This window comes from Streptomyces sp. NBC_01635, from assembly GCF_045209715.1.
Taxonomy (GTDB): Bacteria; Actinomycetota; Actinomycetes; order Streptomycetales; family Streptomycetaceae; genus Streptomyces; species Streptomyces hirsutus.
In genome coordinates this window covers 2,696,487-2,714,324 of sequence record NZ_CP109277.1, presented here as the reverse complement: position 1 = coordinate 2,714,324, position 17,838 = coordinate 2,696,487, and the positions used below count along the sequence as shown (strand labels likewise).

General features: G+C 73.6%; 13 protein-coding genes and 1 pseudogene. 12 read left to right on the top strand and 2 right to left on the bottom strand.

Annotation, left to right across the window (positions count from 1 at the left end):
* Positions 1–57: 57 nt before the first annotated feature.
* The 4 genes and pseudogenes from OHB56_RS12775 to OHB56_RS12760 all read left to right on the top strand — a co-directional run bounded on the left by OHB56_RS12775 (position 58) and on the right by OHB56_RS12760 (position 2,949).
* Positions 58–933: an NAD(P)-dependent oxidoreductase gene (locus OHB56_RS12775; protein ID WP_326752375.1), complete on the top strand. Its 876-nt coding sequence runs from the start codon at positions 58–60 to the stop codon at positions 931–933.
* Between the two features lies 1 nt (position 934).
* Positions 935–2,038: pseudogene (locus OHB56_RS12770) on the top strand (FAD-dependent oxidoreductase); the annotation flags it as partial.
* Between the two features lie 15 nt (positions 2,039–2,053).
* Positions 2,054–2,638: a hypothetical protein gene (locus tag OHB56_RS12765; protein ID WP_326756976.1), complete on the top strand. Its 585-nt coding sequence runs from the start codon at positions 2,054–2,056 to the stop codon at positions 2,636–2,638.
* On the top strand, positions 2,635–2,949 hold the full coding sequence (locus OHB56_RS12760) for an antibiotic biosynthesis monooxygenase family protein (protein ID WP_326752374.1): 315 nt from the start codon (positions 2,635–2,637) through the stop codon (positions 2,947–2,949). Before OHB56_RS12765 ends, OHB56_RS12760 begins: the two co-directional genes overlap by 4 nt.
* A gap of 169 nt (positions 2,950–3,118) precedes the next feature.
* On the opposite strand, the gene OHB56_RS12755 is transcribed toward OHB56_RS12760, so the two are convergent.
* Positions 3,119–4,654, bottom strand: a complete 1,536-nt coding sequence (locus tag OHB56_RS12755) for an MFS transporter (protein ID WP_406353315.1) — start codon at positions 4,652–4,654, stop codon at positions 3,119–3,121.
* Between the two features lie 222 nt (positions 4,655–4,876).
* Between OHB56_RS12755 and OHB56_RS12750 the strand changes: the two genes are divergently transcribed.
* The 3 genes from OHB56_RS12750 to OHB56_RS12740 are packed head-to-tail and all read left to right on the top strand — an operon-like array spanning position 4,877 to position 9,544.
* Positions 4,877–6,712 carry an asparagine synthetase B family protein gene (locus OHB56_RS12750; RefSeq protein ID WP_406353313.1) on the top strand — a complete coding sequence of 612 codons (1,836 nt, stop codon included), beginning with the start codon at positions 4,877–4,879 and terminating at the stop codon, positions 6,710–6,712.
* Positions 6,709–7,971: a M24 family metallopeptidase gene (locus tag OHB56_RS12745; RefSeq protein ID WP_406353311.1), complete on the top strand. Its 1,263-nt coding sequence runs from the start codon at positions 6,709–6,711 to the stop codon at positions 7,969–7,971. The genes OHB56_RS12750 and OHB56_RS12745 overlap by 4 nt, the downstream gene beginning before the upstream one ends.
* A 7-nt stretch (positions 7,972–7,978) precedes the next feature.
* Positions 7,979–9,544, top strand: coding sequence for a multicopper oxidase domain-containing protein (locus OHB56_RS12740; RefSeq protein ID WP_326752370.1), 1,566 nt, complete (start codon positions 7,979–7,981; stop codon positions 9,542–9,544).
* 85 nt (positions 9,545–9,629) lie between these two features.
* On the opposite strand, the gene OHB56_RS12735 is transcribed toward OHB56_RS12740, so the two are convergent.
* The gene (locus OHB56_RS12735; protein WP_406353308.1) at positions 9,630–11,423 is read right to left on the bottom strand and encodes an FAD-dependent oxidoreductase; all 1,794 of its coding nucleotides are present in this window, start codon (positions 11,421–11,423) and stop codon (positions 9,630–9,632) included.
* Positions 11,424–11,575: 152 nt separating this feature from the next.
* Here OHB56_RS12735 and asnB point away from each other — a divergent pair, with 152 nt between their 5' ends.
* The 5 genes from asnB (at position 11,576) to OHB56_RS12710 (ending at position 17,818) form a co-directional block, all read left to right on the top strand.
* Positions 11,576–13,432: an asparagine synthase (glutamine-hydrolyzing) gene (gene asnB, locus OHB56_RS12730; protein WP_406353306.1), complete on the top strand. Its 1,857-nt coding sequence runs from the start codon at positions 11,576–11,578 to the stop codon at positions 13,430–13,432.
* Positions 13,429–14,370 (top strand): DUF6410 domain-containing protein, encoded by a 942-nt coding sequence (locus OHB56_RS12725; RefSeq protein ID WP_406353304.1) that lies wholly within the window; start codon positions 13,429–13,431, stop codon positions 14,368–14,370. Before asnB ends, OHB56_RS12725 begins: the two co-directional genes overlap by 4 nt.
* Positions 14,371–14,393: 23 nt before the next feature.
* A complete protein-coding gene (locus tag OHB56_RS12720; protein WP_079035238.1) occupies positions 14,394–15,182 on the top strand; it encodes a GNAT family N-acetyltransferase in 789 nt (262 codons plus the stop codon).
* Positions 15,179–16,147 (top strand): 2,3-diaminopropionate biosynthesis protein SbnA, encoded by a 969-nt coding sequence (gene sbnA / locus OHB56_RS12715; protein WP_055597312.1) that lies wholly within the window; start codon positions 15,179–15,181, stop codon positions 16,145–16,147. The genes OHB56_RS12720 and sbnA overlap by 4 nt, the downstream gene beginning before the upstream one ends.
* Positions 16,148–16,501: 354 nt before the next feature.
* Positions 16,502–17,818, top strand: coding sequence for a cytochrome ubiquinol oxidase subunit I (locus OHB56_RS12710; RefSeq protein ID WP_326752367.1), 1,317 nt, complete (start codon positions 16,502–16,504; stop codon positions 17,816–17,818).
* The last annotated feature ends 20 nt before the right edge of the window (positions 17,819–17,838 follow it).

The following is a 17,838-nucleotide window of genomic DNA, read 5'->3' as shown; positions in this document are numbered from 1 at the left end:
CCTTTGACGAGCACGCCCGAAGAAGCACGTCCGAGATCACAGAGAAGAGAACTCACCATGGCGAACCGCCAGTTGGCGTTCATCGGCCTCGGCAGCATGGGCGGCGGCATGGCCCGGCGCCTGCTGGAGACCGGGCACACCCTGACCGTCTTCAACCGCACCGCGCGCAAGGCCGCCCCCCTCGTCGAGGCGGGCGCCCACCTCGCCGACGCCCCGGAGCGCGCGGCGGCCGGCCACGACGTCGTCCTGCTCAGCCTGAGCGACGAGAAGGCCGTCGAGGAGATCCTGTTCGACCGGGTGGTGCCGGTGCTGGCGCCGGGCGCCCTCGTCGTGGACACCTCCACCGTCTCCCCGGGCTACGCCCGCGAGGCCGCCGCCCGGCTGGCGGAGAAGGGCCTGCGCCGGGTCGAGGCCTGCGTCGTCGGCAACCCGCTCCAGGCCCGCAAGGGCGAACTGCGCGTGTTCGTCTCCGGAGCGGCCGAGGACCTGTACGAGATCCGCCCGGTCCTGGAGGCCATCGGCAACGAGGTCGTCCACGTCGGCGCGCCCGGCACCGCCGCGAGCATGAAGCTCATCCTCAACCTGCTGCTCGGCGCCCAGGTCGCCGCCCTCGCCGAGGCCGTCGACTACGGCACCGCGGCCGGGCTGGACCGCGACCAGCTGATCGGCGTGGTCGCGGCGAGCGGCTTCAGCTCCATGGTGATGCGGTTCCGTGCCGACCTGATGCTCAAGCGCACCTACGAACCGGCCTTCTTCCGCTCCGAACTGATGGAGAAGGACATCCGGATCGCGATGGAGGCGGCCGCCGAACTGGGAACCGCCATGCCCGTACTGGGCACGGTGCGGGAGCGGTTCGCGCAGGTGCTGGCCGCCGGCGACGGGGACAAGGACGCATCCGTCCTGGTCGAACACCAACCGAAGCAAGGAGGGTGACACTGTGCTGAGCACCACCCGGAGCACGCTGAGGAACACCGATGTCCTGGTGGTCGGCGGGGGACTCGCAGGGCTGTCGACCGCCGTCTTCCTGGCCCAGCAGGGCGTGGACTGCCTGCTCGTCGAGCGGCAGCCCGAGCTCTCCGGCCACCCGCGCGCCCGCGGGGTCCATCCGCGGGCCATGGAACTGATGCGGGCCGCCGGCATCGAGGACGAGATCCGCGCGATGCCCTCCGCCCGCCGGCTCGCGCACAACTCCGGTGTGATCGCCGCCCGTTCCCTGGCCGGGCCCGAACTGGGCTCGCTGGACGACAAGTACGTCATGGACATCGGCGCCGACGTGGCCTCGCTGTCCCCGACGCCCTGGTGCCTGTGCCACCAGGGCGAGCTGGAGGACGTGCTGCGGGACCGCGCCGAACGTCTCGGCGTGGCCCTGCGGTTCCACACGGAGCTGCTCTCCTTCGAGCAGGACGGTCCCGAGGGCGAGGAGATCACGGCCCGCGTCAGGGACCACGCCACCGGCGCCGAACGCACCCTCAAGTCCCGTTACCTGGTCGCCGCCGACGGCGCCCACAGCGGCGTCCGGGACGCGCTCGGCATCCCCTTCGACGGCGAGGTCTTCGGCCACTACGTCAACGTGCACTTCCGCGCCGACCTCACCGAACAGCTCGCCGGCCGCCGGTTCCTGATGTGCTACACCTTCAACGAGCAGGTACGCGGCGCCCTGATGCCGCTCGACAACAGCACCGACTGGCTCCTGCACATCTCCTACGACGCCGCCGGCACGGACGCCGGCTCGTTCACCGAGGAGCGGTGCGCGGAGCTGGTGCGGACCGCCGCCGGCGTCCCGGACCTCGATCCGCGCATCCTGTCCGTCTCCCGCTGGGAGGGCGCCGCCCGCACCGCCGACCGGTTCCACGACGAGCGGGTGTTCCTGGTCGGCGACGCGGCCCATGTGATGCCGCCCAGCGGCGGTTTCGGCTCCAGCACCGGCATCCAGGACGCGCACAACCTGGCCTGGAAGCTCGCCGCCGTACTCGACGGCTGGGCCGGTCCCGCGCTGCTGACCAGCTACGACGAGGAGCGCCGGCCGATCAGCGAGGCCACCGTCGAGCAGGCCGTGCTCCGCTCCCGCGACCGGCTGCGGCTGCTCGACGAACCGGGCGGGCGCCGCCCCGCCGATCCGGGCATCGTCGAGGACGCCCTGGTGTGGCTGTCCTGGCGGTACCGCTCGTCGGCCGTCACCGCCTGGGACGAGAGCGTGCTGCCCGGACACGGCGTCTGGTCCGCCGAGAACGACGGCCGGCCCGGCAGCCGTGCCCCGCACCTGCGGCTGCGCAGGGGCGGCGCCGAACTGTCCGCGCTGGACCTGTTCGGTTCCCGGCCGGTGCTGCTCACCGGCCCCGACGACCGGGCCTGGCGGGAGGCGGCGCGCGCGGTCTCGCATGACCTGGACGTGCCGCTCGCGCTGTACGGCATCGGGACGGAGGTGACCGACATCGAGGACCGCTGGCCCGAGCGGTACGGGGTGACGGCGCAGGGCGCGGTCCTGGTCCGTCCGGACGGCGTGGTGGCCTGGCGCTGCGCGGACGCACCGGTCTTCGCCGGCAGGACCCTGCGCACGGTACTGGCCCGGCTGCTCGGCCGGGACGCCGCGGGAGGAGCGGCGGGGACGACACGACGAGAGGGGAGTGGGGAGCGGTGACGCACAGGGTGATCCTGCGGATGGAGGTCTTCCCGGAGCTGGCCGGGGACTTCGAGCGGACCTGGGGGGAGGTGGGCGAGGCGATCTCCCGGGAGCCGCACAACCTCGGGCAGACGCTGGTACGGGACACCGAGGAGCAGGGTGTGTACTGGGTCCTGACCGACTGGACGGACGAACCCCGCTTCCGCGCCTTCGAGACGAGCCCCGCCCACGTGGAACACCGGCAGCGGCTGCGGCCGTACCGCAGGGGCGGTTCGATGAACGTCACCGAACTGGTCCGGCACATCCACCCGGCGCCCCCCACCGCCTGACCGGTACGGAGGACGCCGGCCGCGACGCGCCGAAGGGCGCCGGCCGCGAGGGGGAGGAACCCCCTCGCGGCCGGCGCCCTTCGCCGTACCCGAACGTCCCGGCACGCACCGCAGGCACCCGCACGCACCCGCACACGGGGCGGGGGCCCGGCCGGGCCCCCGCCCGGCGTCAGCGGGGAAGGCGCTCGCGGACCGGCGGCCGCCGGCCGGCGGGCGGGGCGGACCCGGCGGACCCGGCGACGGCCGCGGGGCGGGGGAGACCCAGCCGGAGCAGGGCCAGGGCCAGGACGTACAGGGTGAGCTGGCAGCCGAGGGCCCAGCCGACGGCCGTGACCGATCCGCTCGCACCGCCGGCGAGACCGTAGAACACCGTGCCGACGACGGCCACGCCGACGGCGTTGCCGATCTGGCCGAAGGTGGAGAACACCCCGCTCGCCGAACCGATGCCGCCGCGGGACATCGCGGAGAGCGTGATGTTGTACAGCGGCGGGCTCAGCAGCCCCATGCCCGCGCCGCACAGGACGAGCCCCGGCAGGATGTGCACCGGGCGCAGCCCGTCGCCCTGCGCGACGGTCAGCCACAGCAGGACGCCGGTGCCGAGAGCCATCAGCAGCGCGCCGCACTCCAGCATGGGCCGGCCCAGCCGTCCGGTCAGCGGCACCGAGGCGGCGGAGGCGAAGGCCGCGGACAGGGCGAACGGCAGCAGGGCGAAACCCGTCTCCTTCGCGGTGAAGCCGAGCCCCTCCTGGAGGTGGACGACGTAGACGAGGAAGAACGACGCCACCGCGCCCATGACCAGGAAGTTCACCGCGGCGCCCGCGGGGAAGGCGCGGTCGCGGAACAGGCCGGGCGCGAGCAGCGGGATGCGCCCGGCGCGTTCGGCCCGCCGTTGCAGCGGGACGAGCAGGGCGAGCACCACGACCCCCGCCACGGCCAGCGGCATCACCAGCAGCGGACGCCCGCTCTCCCGGCCCTGGACCAGCGGGACCAGGAGCAGCAGCAGACCCGCGGTCGCCACGGCCACACCGGCCAGGTCCAGCCGCGGCGCCCGCGCGCCCCGGGCGCTCCGCTCGGCGGGCAGCCCGTACGCGGCGAGCAGCAGCGCGAGCGCGCCGACGGGCAGGTTGACGAGGAACACGGCACGCCAGCCGAGCCCGAACAGGTCGGCGTGCGCGAGCAGTCCGCCGAGCACCGGCCCGCTGCACGTGGCGGCGGCGATCACGGCGGCCTGGACGCCGAACGCGGCCCCCCGGCGCTCCTTGGGGAACAGCAGGATGATCACCGGCGCGATCTGCGGGGCGAGCAGCGCCGCCGACAGGCCCTGGAGCACCCGCGCGGCGACCAGCACCCCCGCGTTCGGGGCGGCGGCGCACAGCGCGGAGGCCAGCGTGAACGCGATGATGCCCCACAGCACCAGCGGCCGCCGCCCGTAGGCGTCGCCGAGGCGTCCCGCGGTGACCAGCAGCAGCGCGAACGCCAGACTGTAACCGGCGAGCAGCCACTGCACGGACGCGTCGGACGCGCCGAGCCCGTCCTGGATCGACGGCGCCGCGATGCTCACGACCGTCACGTCGAAGGTGTGCAGGAATCCTGCGAGCAGCACCGCGCCGAGCGCCAGCCATGAGCTGCGCGGCACGGTCGGATGGGTGGTCACGTACGCCTCCTCGGAGTCCGGCGACGACGTCGGCGACGACGTCGCCGCCACCCTCCGCCGGACCTGCGGAGTACCTGCGGAGGACGCCCGGAGGACCGCTCGAGAACCGTCGCCCGCCCGCCCCCGCGGCCCACCGCCGCCCGCCCCTCGCACCGTCCCCGGCCTGCGGTGTCGACCGCCGCTCCAGCGCCGTGCGTCCCGCGCGCGACCGCCGCGCCGGATGCTGCCCGCGACCCTTCAGGCGCAGTGAGACGTAGGACGTGAGGTGACGGCGTGTCCGGGCTGGTTGGCTGGATCGACTTCGAGAGGGACCTGCGCAGGCATCGGCCGGTCGTCACGGCGATGGCTTCGACACTGGCGCAGCGCGGGCCGGACGGGGAAGCGGTGTGGACCGGTGAGCACGCCGCGCTCGGCGCCCGGCTGCTGCACCTCGACGGCGTGCGGGACGCGCAGCCGTACGTACTGCCGGCGGGCGGGCACGACATCGTGGCCTGCGTTACCGGCTGGCCCACCGGCACCGATCGGGTGCGCTCCGAACTCGCCGCCGCCGGCGTGCGGGTGGCCGCGGCGGACGGGCCCACCGCGCTGGTGGCGCACGCCTACCGCGAGTGGGGCGCCGACTTCCTGCCGCGCCTCGGCGGCGCGTGGGCGGTCGCCGTCTGGGACGGGCGCACCGAGGAGATGGTCCTCGCCCGCGACCACCTCGGCGGCCAGCCGCTGTACTGGACCCGCACCGCCACCGGCATGGTGTTCGGCTCCGAACGCAAGGTGCTGCTCGCCCACCCCGAGGTGGACCCGGTGGTCGACGCGGCCGGTCTGCGCGAGGCCGTGTCCCAGGCGCTGCCGCACGGCGGCATCTTCTCCGGCTTCGACCGCGTCGGCGCCGCCGAGATCGCCCGCTGGGGCCGCGACGGCCTCAAGCGCACCAAGTACTGGGGCATCAGCACCCAGCCGCACACCGACGACTACGACACGACCGTCGCGAAGGTCCGCGACATCCTGACCCGCAGCGTCGAGGACAACCTGACCGAGGACCCCTCCCAACTGCTGGTGATGCTCTCCGGCGGCGCCGACTCCTCCGCCGTGGCGGGCCTGGCCGCCGACGCGCTGGCCCGCTCGCAGAGCGGCAGCCTGCGCTCCTTCACCATCGAGTTCCGCAGCAGCGAGTTCCGCGCCGACGTCATGCGCAGCACGCACGACACGCCCTTCGCCGAAGAGGTCGCCGCGCACATCGGCGCCGACCACACCACGGTCGAGCTGGAGACCGGCGACATCCTCGACCCGCTGGTCCGGGTCGGCATGCTGAAGTCGAAGGACTTCCCCACCCGCCAGTACGACATGGACACCGCCCAGTACCTGACGGTGCAGCGCGCCGCGCAGGAGGGCTGCAAGGTGGTCTTCGCCGGGTACGGCGGCGACAAGTACTTCCAGGGCGCCACCTGGTTCACCCACCGCGACCTGGTGCTGTCCGGCACCTTCCCGTGGGTGGCGCTCGCGCAGAAGCACGGCGCGGCCAACGGCTTCGGCACCGGCCTCTTCAACGCCGACGCGCTCGCGGCCCTCGACTTCCCGACGTACTACCGCGACGTGTACGCGACCGGGGTCGCCGAGGTGGAGTACCTGCCCGAGGAGGACGAGTGGCAGCGCCACATGCGGCGCGTCGCCTACCTCATGAACACCCGGTTCGGCATCGACGCCGGCTCCTACTCGGCGGCCGGACTCCAGCTGCGCACCCCGATCAACCACCCCGAGCTGGTGCAGTACGCGTACAACATCCCCAACGAGATGCACAACCGGCGCGGAATCGAGAAGGGCATCCTGCGCGCGGCCGTCGCCGACCTGCTGCCCGAGTCGGTCCTGAACCGGCACCGCAGCGCCTCCCCGGTCTCCCACCACCCCGACTACCCGGCGGGCCTGCAGCGGGCGATGAAGGCCGTGCTGGCGGACCCGGCCGCGCCGGTGCGGCAGATCATGGACCTGGAGGCGGCCGGCGCGGTCGCCGCGAGCCTGGAACGGCTCACCAAGGACCGTATGGCCCGCGCCGACGTGGAACTGATGCTCCAGCTGAACATGTGGCTGGACCACTACCGCGTCAGGCTCGCGCTGTGACGGCCGGCGACGCGGCCCCCCGCGGCGCGACCGGTGACGCGATCGCCGGTGAGGCGTCCGGCGCCGGCCCGCGTTCCCGGCGCCTGGCCCGGCACCTCGACGAGGCGGGGCTCGACGCCCTGGTCGCCACCTCGGCGGAGAACGTCCTGTACCTGACCGGGATCTCCAGCATCGGCGGCCAGAACCACCCCTACAGCAGCCGGGCCCTGGCCGTGGTGACCCGGGAGCGCCCCGACGCCCCGTACTTCGCCAGCTCGCGCGGCGACGTGGACCAGTTCCTGGACGCCACCACGGCGCTCAGCGGCGTCGTCGCCTACGGCACCTTCCACCGGGTGCTGCCCGAGGACCTGGAACTCACCGCCCGCGAGGAGCGGTTCAAGGAGATCGGCGTGGACGCCCCGCCCTCCGCGGACGCCCTGGCCGCGCTGGTGCGGATCCTCACCGGCGCCGGGCTCGCGAAGGCCCGGATCGGCGTGGACGAGAACGCCGCGCCCCTCGGCTTCCTCGACCGGCTCCGGGAGGCGCTGCCGGGCGCCGAGGTGCGCCCCGCCGCCGCGCTGCTCCAGCAGGTCCGCAAGGTCAAGGGCGAGGCGGAGCTGGACCGGATCGCCCGGTCCGCGGCGATCGCCGAGGCCGGGGTCCTGGCCGCCCTCGGCATCGCCGCCGAGGGCGTCACCGAGCGGGACATGGTGCGGGAGTTCGAGACCGCCGTCGCCCGGGAGGGCGGCCGGTCCCGGTTCACGCTGATCAAGTTCGGCCGGGAGGGGGTCCTGGGCCAGACCCGGCCGGGCGACACTCCGCTGCGCCGCGGCGACTCCATCTGGTTCGACGCGGGCTGCACCTGGCGGGGCTACTGGTCCGACATCGCGCGCACCGCCAGCTTCGGCGCTCCCGCGCCCCGGCTGGCCGCGGTGTACGCGGCGATGCTGGCCGGCGAACAGGCCGCGCTGGAGAGCGCCAAACCCGGGATGACGGGCGGCGAGCTCTTCGACCGCACGGTCGAGGCGGTCCGGGCCGCCGGGGTGCCGCACTACCGCCGGCACCACGTCGGGCACGGCATCGGCGCGGAGATTTACGAACCCGTACTGATCACACCTGGCAACAAAGACGTCATCGAAGACGGAACTGTGGTCAATTCCGAAACCCCGTACTACGAGTTCGGGCTGGGCGGCGTCCATGTGGAGGACCCCTTCGTCGTCACCTCCGACGGCAACCGGCTCCTGACCACGCTGGACCGTTCCCTCATCGTCATCGACTAGGAAACCCATGACTCTTTCCCGACGCCATTTCCTGGGTGCCGCCGGCGTCACCTCCGCCGGGCTGCTCCTGCCCCTCGCCACCGGCTGCGACAGCGCCGGTGGCGGGGACGGGGCCGTCCAGTCCGGGGACGTACCGTTGCCCGAGCGCTTCAGCCTCCCCTTCAAGGTGCCCCCGGTCATCCGGCCGACCTCCTCGGAGGGCACGACGGACTACTTCGACGTGCGGGCGCACACCGCCACCGTGGAGATCCTGCCCGGGGTGCGGACCGAGATATTCGGCTACAACGGCACCTTCCCCGGCCCCACCTTCCGCGTCCGCAAGGGCCGCACGGCCGTCGTCAGGACCACCAACGACCTGCCCGTGCCGATCGTCACCCACCTGCACGGCGGCAAGACGCCCGCCACGAGCGACGGCTACCCCACCGACCTCGTCCTGCCCACCTCGGGCTGGAAGGCCGCCGCGCACCAGCACCACTCGGGCCTGGCGATGGAGGGCGTGACCGCCGAGGGCACCCGGTCCTACACGTACCCGAACGCCCAGCGGGCCGCCACGCTCTGGTACCACGACCACCGGATGGACTTCACCGGCCCGCAGGTCTGGCGCGGCCTGGCCGGCCTCTACCTCGTGCACGACGAGGAGGAGGACGCGCTGCCGCTGCCCAAGGACGACCGCGACCTCCCCGTGATGATCATGGACCGGGCCTTCGAGTCCGACGGCTCCCTGGCCTACCCGTCGATCGACCCCACCCTGAAGACCACGCCCGGAGTCACCGGCGACGCGCACAACGGCATGGAGGGCGACGTCCTCCTCGTCAACGGCGTGCCCTGGCCGCGCCTCGCGGTCAAGGGCGCCCGCTACCGGCTGCGGCTGGTGAACGCCTCCAACGCCCGCCGCTACCGCGTCAAACTGGACCCCGAGCCGGACTCCGGCGAGCCCTTCACCCTGATCGGCAGCGACGGCGGACTCCTCGCCGGACCGCAGGAGACGGACTCCCTCTACCTGGTCCCCGGCGAACGCTTCGACGTCGTGGTCGACTTCGGGAAGTACAGGCCCGGCACGAAGATCACCATGAAGAACAGCCTCGGCGACGGCTCCACCTCGGAGATCATGCAGTTCGTCGTGGGGGAGAAGATCACCGACAGTACCTCCGTACCGTCCCGCCTCTCCACCGTCGAACGGCTCGACCCGGCCAAGGCGGTGCGCACCCGCTCCTTCACCCTCGGCCGCGACCGCGAGGACGGCCACTGGATCTACAAGATCAACGGCCATCCGTTCAGCACCGACCGCAGCTGGGCCGACGTCAAACGCGGCGAGGTCGAGATCTGGGAGTTCACCTCCACCACCCACCACCCCATCCATCTGCACCTGTCACCGTTCCAGGTGTACAAGCGCGGCGGCTCCACCGACGTCAACCCCGAGGACGTCGGGCTCAAGGACACCGCGCGCATGGCGCCCAACGAGAAGCTCAGCCTCCTCGTCCGCTTCGACGACCACACCGGCAAGTTCGTCTTCCACTGCCACAACCTCGAGCACGAGGACATGGCGATGATGGCCAACTTCACCGTGACGTAGGACCCGCACCCGTACCCCGTGGCCCGTACCGGCGAAAGGGCCGCCGTCCACGAGGACGGCGGCCCTTTCCCCTGCCCGCGCGCGGTCAGGCAGGCCCCTCCTCCCGCGCCAGGGCGCGGCGCAGGGCACCGGTCAGGGCGCCGGCCGCGTCCGCGGGGACACCGGCCGACCGCCAGGCGACGAAGCCGTCGGGGCGCACCAGCACGGCACCGTCCGCCCGCACCCCGTACCGCTCGTGCCAGCCCCGCTCCGACCGATCCCGCAGCCCCGCCCCGAACCCGGCGGTACGCAGCCGCACCCCGGCCCGCCGCGCGGCCTCGGCGGCGGCGCGGGCCCACACCGGCTCGTCGTCGCCGCCGTGTTCGCCGGCCCCGCCGCCGTGCACCAGCACCGGCGCCGGGTCGCCGCCGTACACGTCCAGCAGCGAACCGGGAACCTCCCGGCCGCCGTCGCGCAGCAGCACCGGTACGTGCGGGGCGCGGGTCCCGGGCTCGCCGGCCAGCTCCGCCGGGTCCCTGAACCGGGGCAGCCGCGCCCCCGGCTCCGCGGCCGACGGGTAGGTGTGCCCGAGCATCACCGCGAGCACGTCCGCGGTGGCCCGGCGCTGTTCCTCGTCGGCCCGTCCGGACCGCACCAGCAGCCGCAGCCAGGCCTGTTCGAGGGTCGCCTCCGCGACCGGCCTGCGCTCCGCGTCGTAGCTGTCGAGCAGTGCCTCGCCCGCCTCGCCGCGCAGCACCGACGCCAGCTTCCAGGCCAGGTTGTGCGCGTCGTGGACGCCGGTGTTGGCGCCGTAGCCGCCGATCGGCGGCACGACATGCGCGGCGTCCCCGATCAGGAACACCGACCCGTCCCGGAACCGCTCGGCGGACAGGGCGGCCAACTCCCACGGCAGGACGCCGATGACGTCCACGTCGAGGTCCGGGTCGCCGACGGCCGAGCGCACCAGTGCCACGGACCGCCCGGTCGTGAAGTCCTCGGGCGTCTCGCCCCGTTCGGGGCGGTACTGGAGGATGAGGGTGCCGCGCCGCAGCGTGTCGTCGTGGCCCAGGACGGCGCCCTTCAACTCGTCGTTCTCGATCTGGCAGATGGAGAACCGGCGGCCGGCCAGCGGGCCCGTGAGATCCGCGCGGAACAGGATGCTCACCTGGTGCTGGAGCGTGCCCCGGCCCACGCGCCGGATCCCCAGCGTCTCCCGTACGGGGCTGCGCCCGCCGTCCGCCGCGACCAGCCAGCGGGCCCGCACCCGCCGCTCGGCGCCGGTGTCCCGGTCCTTGACCGTCGCGACGACCGGCCCGGCGGGTCCCTCGGGCCGTTCGAAGGAGGTCAGTTCACTGCCGAAGCGCAGCACCGCCCCGGCGCGGTCCGCCGCCTCGCGGACGATCGGCTCCATCCGGTCCTGGCCCAGCGAGATCTGCCGGGACGGCGTGACGGCGCCCAGGTCGCCGGGCGCGGGCAGCATGACCGCCTTCACCTCCCGTCCCGTCAGCGACTCCACGGTCGCCTGACGCCGGTGCTCCGCGTACCCGGCGGCGGCCTCCAGGACCGCCCCCTCCACCCCGACGGACCGCAGCAGCTCCAGCGTCCGCGGATACCACCCCCACGCCCGGGGATGCACCGAGGTCGACGCGTGCCGCTCCACCAGCACGCAGCGCACCCCGTGGTGGCGCAGGAACAGCGCACAGCTCAGTCCGGTGATCCCGCCGCCCACGATCAGCACGTCGGTCGCGTCGCTCGCATCCGCCGCGTCGCCCGCGTCCGCCGCGTCCGCCGCGTCGCCCGCGTCCGCCGCGTCCGCCGCGTCCGCCGCGTCCGCCGCGTCCGTCCGTCCGTCCGTCGGCCTCCCGGGCCGCTCCTGAAGTTCCTCGGGCTCCTTGCCCACGGCCACTCTCCCTTCCGGTACCGGTGCCCGGACCCCGTTGTCCGCGGATCCGGTCCGCGCGGCATCGTCCGCAGGGCCGCTGGAGAGGCCGTCCAGGGAAACTCGAGGTGCCCCGGCCAGCCTGTGGCTCCCCATCGAGAGGAGCCCACGCCGTGTCCGGAATCACAGGATGGATCGATCACGAGCGGGATCTGCGACGCGAGCGGCCCACGCTGCTCGCCATGACCGCCGCGCTCGCTCAGCGCGGCCCCGACGGCGAGCGGCTGTGGCTCGCCGAGCACGCCACCGTCGGCACCCGGTGGTCCGACGAGGACGGCACCGGAGCCCCCCGCCAGCCCTGGGTGTTCGAGGAGGCCGGGCGTACGGTCCTGGCCGCCGCCGTCACCGGTGTGCTGTACGACACGGACGCGCTGCGCTCGGACCTCGGCGTCACCGGCCGCCCCACCACCCAGGCGGAACTCGTCGGCCGCGCCTACCTGCGCTGGGGCGAGCGGTTCGCCGAACACCTCGACGGCGCCTTCGCCGTCGCCATCTGGTCCGAGCGCGACCAGGAACTGGTGCTCGCCCGCGACCGGCTCGGCAACCAGCCCCTCTACTACTACCCGCTGCCCTCCGGCGTGCTGTTCGGCTCCGAACGCAAGGCGATCCTCGCCCACCCCGCCGTGGAACCGGTCATCGACGCCGACGGCCTGCGCGAGCTGTTCTCCTACGCCGGCACCTCCGGACACGGCATCCTCAAGGGCTTCGCCCAGGTCGAGCCCGGCCACGTCCTGCGCCTGGCGCGCGGCGGCCGCAGGACGGCGTACCGCTACTGGGAGCTGACCGCCCAGGAACACACCGACGACCAGGAGCAGACCATCGCCCGGGTCCGGGACCTGCTCGGCAACTCGGTGCGCCGCAGCCTCGGCACCGGCGCCGTCCCCGGCATCCTGCTCTCCGGCGGCATCGACTCCAGCGCCGTCACCGCCCTCGCCCACCAGGCGCTCGCCCAGCGCGGCGGCGGCACCGTCCGCACCTTCACCGTCTCCTTCGACTCCGCCGAGGAGTTCAAGCAGGACGAGATCTGGGGCAGCCCCGACGCCCCGTTCGTGCAGTCCGTCGTCCGGCACCTGGGCACCGAGCACACCGACCTGGTGCTGGACACCTCCGACATCATCGACCCGGCGGTGCGGGCCGCCGTCCTGCGCGCCAAGGACGTGCCCAGCCCGCTCGGCAACATGAACACCTCGCTGCACCTGCTGTGCCGGGCGGTGCGCGAGCACGTCGGCTCCGTCCTGCTCGGCGAGATCGCGGACGCCGTCTTCGGCGGCTTCGCCTGGGTGCACAACAAGGAACTCGTCGAGGCCCCCACCCTGCCCTGGGTGGCCATGGCCCGCTTCGGCGGCGGCAAGCACGGCCTGGGCGGCGACCTGCTCGCCCCCGACCTGCTCGGCAAGCTCGACCTGGGCGGCTACTGCGCCGACGCCTACGCCACCAGCATGGCCCAGGTGCCCCGCCTGGACGGCGAGAGCGGCCAGGACCTGCGGATGCGGGAGATCACCTACTTCCACCTCACCCGCTGGCTGGAGACCCTGCTCTCCCACGACGAGTCGCTCGGCGCCGCGGCCGGACTCGGCACCCGCATGCCGTTCTGCGACTGGCGCCTGGTCACCTACGCCTACAACGTGCCGTGGTCGATGAAGAGCTTCGACGGCCGGGAGAAGTCCCTGCTGCGCGCCGCCGTCGCCGACCTGCTTCCCGACGACGTCGTCAACCGCGCCAAGAGCCCCTACCCGGTCACCCAGGACCCCGCCTACGGCCACGCCCTGTGCGACGGCATGGCGGCCCTGCTCGCCGACCCGTCCGCACCGGCCGCCCCGCTCGCCGACACCGCCGGTGTCCGCGCCCTCATCGACGACCCGTCCGTCCTGGACAGCGGCATGCGGGCCTGGGTGGCACGGGCCAACGTCGAGATGCTGCTCGGCCTGAACGACTGGCTGCGCCGCTACGGCGTGAAGGTCGAGCTGTGAGCCCGGCCCGCACCCCGGGCGCGCGCCGGGCTCCCGTCCTCGGGCGGGACGCCGGGCCCGTCGGACGGGCGGTGCGCGTGGCGGCCGGAGCCGCGGCCCTGACCCACCTGCTGACCACCAAGGCCCCCGACCACGGCGGCGGCGCACTCCTCACGGCGGCCGCCACGGCCGTCGTCCTGACCGCCGGCTACACCGGTCTGCTGCTCCTGCTCCGTCCGCTGCTCACCCGGGGCGCCGGTCACGGCCTGGCCGGGTGGCCCGGCGGCGCCCTGTTCCTGCTGCCGATGCTGCTCTACCCGATCGGCGTGCTGCCGGACGCACCGGCCCTGGGCGTCGCCCTCTACGTCGAGTTCTCCGTCCTCACCGCCGGGATCACCGGATACGGAGGCATCGAACTGGCCGCCCTGCCCGCGCTGGTGCTCGGCCGGCGCCCCGTGCTGTACGGCCCGTTCAACGCCGTCGACCTCGCCGAACGCGGTATGCGGCGCCCGTGGCACGCCACCCCGGAGCGGACGGCCGGGTGGCTCGCCGCGGCCGGTCTCGCCTGGTTCTGGGTGGTCCCGCCGCTGGCCGCCGTACGCGGAGCCTTCGGCGACGCCTTCGACGCGCTCGGCGTGCTCGACCCGGCGGCCTGCGGGGCACTGGTGATCGCCGGTGTGCTGCTCGCCGTGCCGGCGCCCGGACCGGCGCGGCCGCGCCGGCTGCGGGCGGGCGCGTTCGTGCTGCTCGGCCTGGGCGGCGCCGTCGGCGCCCTGCCCGACGTGCTGTGGCCGGTCGTCATCCTGACCGGCCTGGTGATCGGGACCCTCCGGCTCACCTCGGGCGGCCACCGGGACGCGCGCGTCCCCGCCACCGGGGCCCCGGCCTCCGGGGCCGCCGTGCCGGAGCCTCCGGTCACCGCCCGTCCGCACGTCGAGACGTCTTCCACCACCCGTTGAGACCGTCTGCGGAGCATTCCCCCATGGCAGAGAACACCGCTGAAAGCACCCGGACCACACCGGGCGCACCGAACCAGGCACCGGGCCCCGGCCCGGCGACGGCCCCCCGCGGCGGCCGTGCCGCACTCGCGGTCTGGGCGCCGCAGTTCCGGCTCCGGCTCACCACCCCCGGGCTGGAGCTGCGCGTCCCGGACGAGAGCGACCTGCGCGCCCTCGCGGAACTCGTCGCCGACCAGGGCATCCACGCCCCCGACGCGACCCCGTTCCAGGGCGGCTGGAGCAACGCACTGCCCCAGGTCGTCGCCGGCCGCGTCCTGCAGTACCTGTGGAAAGGGCTCGCACTGAGCCGTCCCGACTACTGGAACCTCGGCCTCGCCGTGTTCCTCGACGGCCGGCCCGTCGGCGTCCAGGGCCTGCAGGCCAGGGGATTCCCCGTCCTGGGCGAGATCGCCACCGAGAGCTGGCTGGCCCGCGGCCACCAGGGCCGGGGCATCGGCACCGAGATGCGCGCCGCGGCGCTCCGCCTCGCCTTCGAGGGGCTGGGCGCCCGGTACGCCACCTCCGCCGTGTTCGAGGACGGCGCCGCCGCCCTCGCCGTCAACAAGAAGCTCGGCTACCAGCCGGACGGCATCGAGATCCACCCCCGCAAGGGCGAACCGGTGGTCCTCACCCGCTGGCGGATGACCCGCGCCCAGTGGGAGCTGGGCCCCGCCGCCGACGTACCCACCACCCTCCACGGACTCGACGGGTGCCGCGCCCTGTTCGGCGCCCGCCCGCACGACACCCCCACCGCGCGACGGGAGCCGGCGTGATCCACGACTCCATCACCGACTGCGTCGGCAACACCCCGCTCGTCCGGCTCGACCGGCTCTTCCCGCAGCGGGACATCGAGGTCCTCGCCAAACTCGAGATGCTCAACCCCGGCGGCAGCGTCAAGGACCGCTCCGCCCGCTACATCGTGGAGCGCGGCATCGGCGACGGCATGATCCGTCCCGGAACCCACATCGTCGAGAGCACCTCCGGCAACTTCGGGGTGGCGCTCGCCATGGTGGCCGTACGGCACGGACTGCGGTTCACCGCCGTCGTCGACCCCAACGCCTCCCGGACCAACCTGCGGATCCTGCGCCAGTTCGGCGCCGAGATCGAGATGGTCCGCGAACCCGACTCCGCGGGCGGCTATCTGCACACCCGGCTGGCCCGGGTGCAGGACCTGCTGACCGAGGACCCGGACGCCGTCTGGATCAACCAGTACGCCAACCACCTCAACTGGGAGACCCACGCGGTCACCACCGCCCGCGAGGTCATCGCGGACTGCCCCGACCCCGTCGACGTCCTGGTCGCCGCCGTCAGCACCACCGGCACCCTGCACGGCCTCGCCCGCGGACTGCGCCGCGTCTGGCCGGCGCTGCAGGTGGTCGCGGTCGACGCCGTCGGCTCGGTCATCTTCGGTACGCCGCCGGGCCCGCGGATGCTGCCCGGCGTCGGTTCGAGCCGGGTACCCGAACTGCTCACCCCGGCCGAGATCGACCGGGTGGTGCACATCGACGACGCCGCCGCCGTGCGCGGCTGCCACCGGCTGCTGCGCCAGGAGGCCATCTTCGCCGGGGGCTCCTCCGGCTCGGTGGTCGCCGCCATCGACACCCTGCTGCCCGAACTCCCGCGCCCCAGCCGCGTACTGACGCTGCTGGCCGACCGGGGGGAGCGCTACCTCGACCTCGTCTACACCGACGAGATGGCGATCGAGCACGACGAACTCGCCTACTCCAGCCACTCCTGACAGCCGTTCCTGACCACCACTCAGGAACGGTCGGCCCCGCACAGGGGCGCCCGACGCCCCCCCCGGCCGCCCCGACGTAGAGGGCGGCCGCGGGGGAGCCGGAAAACTCCCGCGAACCGCGAACCGCGGACCGCGGACCGCGGACCGCGGACCGCGGACCGCGAGCCGTGAGCCGTGAGCCGTGAGCCGGGGCCCCCGGCCTGCCCGCTCGAGCCGGATTCCACCACGACTCCACCACGCCGCGAGCCGCACTCCACCGGCTCCGGCTGAAGTGGGAAGGCCGTCCATCCACCCGCATCACCACGCAAGCCATCACACGACCGACGGCTTCACAGCCGACCGAGGGGAACCATCGTGGACGACGTGCTCGTACTCGCACGGCTCCAGTTCGCCATCACCGCCATCGCCCACTACCTGTTCGTCGCGCTGACGCTCGGGCTCGTCACCTACCTGGTGGTGATGCAGACGCGCTGGGCGGTCACCGGAAAGGAAACCCACCGCCGGCAGACCCGCTTCTGGGGCCAGCTCTACGTCATCAACTACGCCATGGGCATCGGCACCGGCATCGTGATGGAGTTCCAGTTCGGCCTCACCTGGAGCGGGCTGACCCACTTCGTCGGCAACGTCTTCGGCGCGCCGCTGGCCATCGAGACCCTCGTGGCGTTCTTCGCCGAATCCACCCTGCTCGGCCTGTGGATCTTCGGCTGGAACCGGATGGGCCGCACCCTGCACACCGTCCTGCTGTGGCTGGTGGCGCTCACCGCGTACGCCTCGGTCTTCTTCGTCCTCACCGCCAACGGCTTCCTCAACCACCCGGTGGGCTACGAGACGAAGGACGGCACGGTCCGCCTCACCGACTTCACCGCCCTGCTCACCAACCCCAACGCGCTGTCCGCGTCCGCCCACATCCTCGCCGCCGCGGTGGTCACCGGGTCCTTCTTCATCATCGCCGTCAGCGCCTGGCACCTGCGCCGCCGCACCGGCCACGACGAGTTCTTCTGGTCCTCGATGAAGCTGGCCCTGCCACTGGCCCCGGTGTTCATCCTGGCCACGGCCGCGCTGGGCGGCTGGCAGATCGGCCACTCCGTGCGGCAGACCCCCACCAAGTACGGCGAACGGTCCGACCGGGCCCAGGCCCTGGTGGAGACCTTCACGGAGAAGTTCGGGCCCGGGAACTACTTCCCGCCGGGGTTCAGCCAGACCGCCGAATTCGTCATGATCATCCCGGCGCTGTTCATGATGCTGATCGCCGTGATCGGCGGACTGTTCATGATCAAGCGCAACCTGATCCGCCGCAAGGCGCTGCTGTGGCTGCTCACCGCCGCCCTCGTCCTGCCGTACGTCTCGAACGTCTCCGGCTGGATCTTCCGCGAGGTGGGACGCCAGCCCTGGGCGGTCTACGGCGTGCTGAAGACGGAGGACGCCGTCACCCCGGGGCTCGGCTTCGGCACCGTGCTGACCTCGCTGCTCGTCTTCGGCACCCTCGTCGTCGGCCTGCTGATCGTGGACTGGGCCCTGCTCCTGCGGTTCGCCCGGCGCGGCCCGGACGGCTCGCACCTCGGCCGCGCCCCCGGCGAGAAGTCCGAGGACACCCGCGCGGACCTGCCCCGGCAGGCCGGCGACCCGGCCCCGGCCGCCTCCTCGCCCCCGCCCTCCGTCCCGACCTTCTGACGGCTCTCCACAGCGCCCTA